The 5499-nt window shown below is 70.4% G+C and carries 5 protein-coding genes and 2 pseudogenes; all 7 read left to right on the top strand.

Annotated features, from left to right (window positions below):
- The coding region (locus GJ632_RS18980) for a HAMP domain-containing protein (RefSeq protein WP_231751685.1) at nucleotides 1–1077 on the top strand (1077 nt) is incomplete at its 5' end.
- Nucleotides 999–1985 (top strand): annotated as a pseudogene (locus GJ632_RS24325) (ATP-binding protein); the annotation flags it as partial. The gene GJ632_RS18980 and the pseudogene GJ632_RS24325, both read left to right, overlap by 79 nt.
- Nucleotides 1979–2461, top strand: coding sequence for a hypothetical protein (locus GJ632_RS24320; protein ID WP_343161263.1), 483 nt, complete (start codon nucleotides 1979–1981; stop codon nucleotides 2459–2461). The pseudogene GJ632_RS24325 and the gene GJ632_RS24320, both read left to right, overlap by 7 nt.
- 59 nt (nucleotides 2462–2520) lie before the next feature.
- Entirely contained in the window at nucleotides 2521–3132 is a 612-nt protein-coding gene (locus GJ632_RS18965) for a hypothetical protein (protein ID WP_089807198.1), read from the top strand.
- Nucleotides 3132–3880 (top strand): annotated as a pseudogene (locus tag GJ632_RS18960) (RNA methyltransferase). Before GJ632_RS18965 ends, GJ632_RS18960 begins: the two are co-directional and overlap by 1 nt.
- Before the next feature lie 147 nt (nucleotides 3881–4027).
- Entirely contained in the window at nucleotides 4028–4708 is a 681-nt protein-coding gene (locus GJ632_RS25615) for a PAS domain S-box protein (RefSeq protein ID WP_191453750.1), read from the top strand.
- On the top strand, nucleotides 4642–5388 hold the full coding sequence (locus GJ632_RS18950; protein ID WP_191453749.1) for a HAMP domain-containing sensor histidine kinase: 747 nt from the start codon (nucleotides 4642–4644) through the stop codon (nucleotides 5386–5388). The genes GJ632_RS25615 and GJ632_RS18950 overlap by 67 nt, the downstream gene beginning before the upstream one ends.
- The last annotated feature ends 111 nt before the right edge of the window (nucleotides 5389–5499 follow it).

Genomic DNA, 5499 nt, shown 5'->3' with positions numbered 1-5499 from the left:
GCCGTCGTCGCCGTCGTGGACCTCGTGGAGGCGTCCGACCGGCACCTGCACCACACCGACGACGGCACGTTCGTCGTCCGCAACGACGCGGGCACCGTGGTCATGTCGCAGGACGAGTCGCGGATTCTCACCGCGGACGAACTGGCGACGGAGACGCTCACCGGCGCTCGCGGCCACGCGGCCACGACGCTCGACGGACGGCCGACGGAGGTGGGGTACGCCGCACTCGACGCCCGCCCGTGGACCGTCACGTCGCGCGTCCCGGCGGCGACGGCGTACGCGCTTCGCGGCGACATCCTCGCCGGTCTCGGCAGCATCCTCGCGGCCGTCCTCGTCGGTGCCGGCCTCATCGCCGTCACCCTCGGGCGCGACACGACACGCTCGGTCCGGACGCTCGCCGAACGCGCGCGGCGACTCACGGCGGGCGAGTTGGACGACCCGGTACGGACGGACCGCGAAGACGAGTTCGGCCACCTGTTCTCCGCGTTCGAGGCGATGCGGCAGTCGCTCAGGGCGCGCATCCGCGAGGCGGAAACCGCGCGTGAGGCCGCCGAAGACGCGCGGCGCGAAGCCCTCGAAGCGAAGGCGGAGTCCGAGGCGTTCAGCCGGCACCTCGAACGCACGGCCGCCGCGTACGGCGACGTGATGGCGTCGTGCGCGTCGGGTGACCTCGCGTCCCGCCTCGACCCCGACGACCGGAGCGAGGCGATGCGCACGGTCGCCGTCTCGTTCAACGCGATGATGGACGACGTGCAGGAACGCAACGAGCAACTGGCGACCATCTCCCACGTCCTCAGCCACGACCTGCGGAACCCGCTGAACGTCGCCACCGGCCGCGCGAACCTCCTGGCGGAGGACGTCGACTCGCCACACGTCGGACCGCTCTGCGACGCACTCGACCGCATCGACACCATCATCGACGACGCCGTGGTCCTCGCTCTGCACTCGAACGTCGAGGAGACGATACCCGTCGACCTCCGCGCGCGGGCCACGTCGGCGTGGGCGCTCGTCGAGACGGAGGCGGCGACGCTCACGGTGACCGAGACGACCACGTTCGACGCGACCGCGACCTCCTGAGCCACGTGTTCGAGAACCTGTTTCGGAACAGCGTCGAGCACGGCGCCAGGAGCGACCGGACGGCGTCCGGCGACGACCCACCACCGGACGCCGGCGTCCACGTCCGCGTCGGACCGCTGGCAGACGGCCGCGGCTTCTACGTCGAGGACGACGGCGACGGCATCCCGCCGGCGGACAGAGACGCCGTCCTCGCGGCCGGGTACACGACGAACCGCGAGAACGGGGGGACCGGGTTCGGCCTCAGCATCGTCAAGACCGTCGCCGACGCCCACGACTGGGCCGTGACCGTCACCGAGAGCGAGACGGGCGGCGCGCGCTCGAGGTGGGCGTCGAACCGCAGTCGGAGCGCGAGTGTGCCACGGCCGACGCGCCGACGGAGGTCTGACGTGCGGGACAGTTCTTCGCGACCGGCCGCGTCGCGTCGGGCGGTGCTGCGGTCGCTCGGGGTCTGTACCGCCGCCGTCGGCGGGTGCCTCGGCTCCCCGAGGGGGAAGCAGACGGGGACGACGGACGCGGCGTCGTCGTCTCGACTCTCCGGGACCGTTCGCATCGCCGGGAGCAGCACCGTCTACCCGCTGACGCTCGAACTCGGCAACCGGTTCACCGAGGCGCATCCGGGCGTCGACGTGTCGCTCTCCTCGACGGGCACGGGCGACGGCTTCGCGAACTTCTTCTGTGCCGGGCGGACCGACCTCAACGACGCGAGTCGGTCGATTCGCGACGACGAACGGGCGGCCTGCACCGCGGCGGGCGTCGAACCGCTCCGGTTCCAGGTCGCGACGGACGCCCTGACCGTCGTCGTGAACGAGAACGCCGACTGGGTGTCCTGCGTGACGCTGTCGGAACTGGCGAGCGTGTGGCGCGAGGGCGGCGCGGACCGGTGGCGGGACGTGCGCCCCGCGTGGCCCGACGAACCCATCGAACTCCACGGCCCGACGCCGGCGCGGGGACGCTCGACTACTTCGCGGAGGCGGTGCTCGGCGACCGCTCGCACCGGACCGACTACGCCGGCACCGAACAGGACGAGACCGTCGTCGAGGCGGTCCGTCGGTCGCGCTACGCGATGGGTTACTTCGGCTTCGCCTACTACGTCCGCAACCGCGACGCCGTGCGCGCACTCGCCACCGCGGCGGACGGCGGCGCGTGCGTCCGGCCGTCGTTCGAGTCCGCGCGGACCGGGCGGTACGTCCCCCTCTCCCGTCCGCTGTACGTCTACGTCGACCGGGCGGCGCTCTCTCGGCGCGTCGTTCGCGAGTTCGTCGCCTACTACCTCGACCACGTCACCGGCGACGTCGTCCGCGACGTGGGGTACGTCCCCGTCTCCGAACGGACGGCCCGGCGGAACCGCGAGCGCCTGCGAAGCGCCGTCTCCGAAGTCGTCTGACCGCCGGGGCGCCCGGCGAGTCACGCTCTTTTTATCCGCAGACGCGTTAGCTTCCGCTCATGGCGAAGGTCAGTATCGGGCTCCGTGGGTGGCGCTTCGACGAGGACGAGGTGTTCACCGACGAGGGGGAGTTCCGCCCCCTCGACGAGGTTCCGGACGACACGCGACGACGACTCATCCGACTCACCTACCTGCAGGGCAAGCCGTGCGACGCCTGCTACCTGATTCACGGCGAGGCGGAGAAGAAGCGCTGCAACCCGGCCGAGTTCGTCTACGGCGAACCGATGGAGGAGGTGCTCCTCTGCGCCGACCACGAGGCCGACTTCCTCTACTGGTACCGCGAGGCCGGCGGCTCCGACCACCGGGGCGAGGAGACGTTCCGCGACGAGTTCCACGAGTGGTTCGCCGCGGGCGAACGCGCCCCCGAGGGGTACGGCGGACTCGACCACGTCGACACGGGGACGGACGAACTGCCGACGCCGCCGGACCCCGCGGAACTGAACCGTCGGCTGAACGAGAACTACGAGGGCAAGCGCAAGCGCATCGACCTCCGCACCGGAGAGATACGGTACGAGGAGTGGGACGAACGGCGCGGCGACGACGAGGACGACGAGGACGCCGTCGACGACGTGGGTGACCTCGACCTCGGGCAGGACTACCCGACGAAGTGATGGCGCGCCGATTCACCCCCGTCGTCGTCGTGGTCGAACCCGAGACGCCGGGCAACGTGGGGACCATCGCCCGCGCGATGAAGAACTTCGGGCTGTCCGACCTCAAACTCGTGAACCCCCCGCCGCTGGAACCCGACGGCGAGGCGTACGGCTTCGCCGGACACGCCCGCGAGGACGTCCTCCCGAACGCCGAGGAGGTGACGTTCGAGGAGGTGGTCTCGGAGTACCACACCGTCGCGACGACGGCCATCACGAACGAGGACAGCCGAAAGCACGTCCGCTTCCCGTTCAAGACTCCGGTCGAGGTGCGCGAGAGTCTGGAGACGGTGGACACGAAGACGGCCCTCGTCTCGGCCGCGAGGGCCGCGGCCTCAACAACGACGAACTCGCGCGGATGGACGAGGTGTGTTCCATCCCGGCGAGCGACGACTACCCCGTGTTGAACCTCGGACAGGCCGCGACGGTGCTGCTGTACGAACTCCGGTCGCTCACCGTCGCGGAGACGCAACTCCCCGACGTGGAACGCGAACGGGCCGAGGAGTCCGAGATAGAGCGCTTCTACGACAACTTCGAGTCGTTCGTCGAGCGCGTCGAACACCGCGACCACAAGCGCCCGAAGACGCTGCGGATGATGCGCCGCCTCGTCGGCCGGGCGCACCCGACCGACCGGGAGATAACGACGCTGACCGGCCTGTTCCGCCGAGCGTCGAACCGCATCGACCGGTTCGAGGACGAGACGCGCGACTGACCCCCGCCCGATTCTTCGACCCCCGAGTTCCGGCACTCCCCTCTGGCCGAAATATTGATATGTTCGATAATCCAACGTGACGCCGAACACAAGCGCCCCCCGTCCCGACGGTGAGAGTCGTCCGACGGCGGGAGTCCGTTCGACACCATGCCCGACACAGAGGCGTTCGCCGAACGTGAGGCGACCGGCGCCATCGTTCTCGACGCCGACAGTACCGTTCTGTACCTGAGCGCCGCCCTCACCCGCGAGTGCGGCCACGGAGCGTCGGCGATGGTCGGTGACGACGTCCGGCAGTACGTCCACCCCGACGACCGAGCGCGGTTCTCGGCGTTCGCCCGAACGTCCGACGACTGCCACCCGTTCCGGTACCGACTCCGCCACGCCGACGGGTCGTGGGTCTGGTTCGAGGCCACCGACTGCCGTCGACTCGACGGCGACTGCGTCGTCAGGACGAGGGCCGTCACCTCCCTCGACGGCCCGGCCCGGACGCTCGAACGGTTCGAGACTCTCCTCGAATCTCTCGACGACGCCGTCTACGCCATCGACTCGGAGGGGACGCTCGTCTACGTCAACGAGCGGTACGCGGCGATGAAGGGCGTCGAACGCGAGGCGATACTCGGAACCGATGTCTACAGTTGGGCGGACGGCGAAGCGGTCGAGCGGATACGGGCGGCGCGCCGAGAGATGACGCCCGCGGCGAGAGCGTCGGAACGGTCGAGTTCGGCTTCTCGACCGTCGACGGCGGGTCAGTCCCGGTCGAGATGCGGTTCAGCACCGTCTCCGGGCCGGGCGCAGACCTCGAACGGGTCGGCGTCCTCCGTGACGTGACCGAGCGGAAGGCCCGAGAACGAGCCCTTCGTCGGAAGAACGAGCGCTTAGAGGAGTTCGCCAGCGTCGTCTCCCACGACCTGCGGAACCCGCTGAACGTCGCCGAAGGGTGGCTGGAGCAGGTCCGCGCCGAGTGCGGCGGCGACGGAGACGACGCCGTCGACCGCGTCGCGGCGGCGCACGACCGGATGGGAGCGCTGATAGACGACCTCCTGACGCTGGCGCGCGAGGGGCGCGACGTGGACGACCCCGACGCCGTCGACCTCGCGGCGGCGCTTCGCCGGGCGTGGGAGACGGTCGAGACGGACGACGCGACGCTCGTCGTCGACGCCGAAGGTGTCGTCCGGGCCGACGAGTCGCGCCTCCGCCAACTGCTCGAGAACCTCGTTCGCAACGCCGTGGAACACGCGGGACCCGACGCGACGGTCACGCTGGGCGACCTCGAAGACGGCTTCTTCGTCGAGGACGACGGGCCCGGAATCCCGGTCGAGATGCGCGAGGAGGTGTTCGACCTCGGCTACTCGACGGCGACCGACGGAACGGGATTCGGCCTCGGAATCGTCGAAGAGATAGCCGAGGCACACGGCTGGACGGTGCGCGTCGCGGAGGGGACCGCGGGCGGCGCGCGGTTCGAGATTACCGGCGTCGACGCCGCGACTGAGGCGGAAGCCGCGGAGTGACGCGGGAGCGACTCACTCCTCCCCGTCGCCGTCGCGCCGCCCGAACATCGTCAGCGCGACCATCGAACAGACCACCTCGCCGCCGGCGTCTCCGTCGCTCTCGCCGTCCTC

It is taken from the genome of Halogeometricum sp. CBA1124, assembly GCF_009741955.1.
Classification (GTDB): domain Archaea; phylum Halobacteriota; class Halobacteria; order Halobacteriales; family Haloferacaceae; genus Halogeometricum; species Halogeometricum rufum.
Note: the sequence above shows the minus strand (reverse complement) of the source record. Positions and strands in the feature narration are given on the sequence as shown.

Coding starts and splice junctions, on each gene's coding strand:
- GJ632_RS25615 (WP_191453750.1), top strand. CDS start 4,028: ATGCCCGACACAGAGGCGTTCGCCGAACGTGAGGCGACCGGCGCCATC.
- GJ632_RS18950 (WP_191453749.1), top strand. CDS start 4,642: ATGCGGTTCAGCACCGTCTCCGGGCCGGGCGCAGACCTCGAACGGGTC.
- GJ632_RS18965 (WP_089807198.1), top strand. CDS start 2,521: ATGGCGAAGGTCAGTATCGGGCTCCGTGGGTGGCGCTTCGACGAGGAC.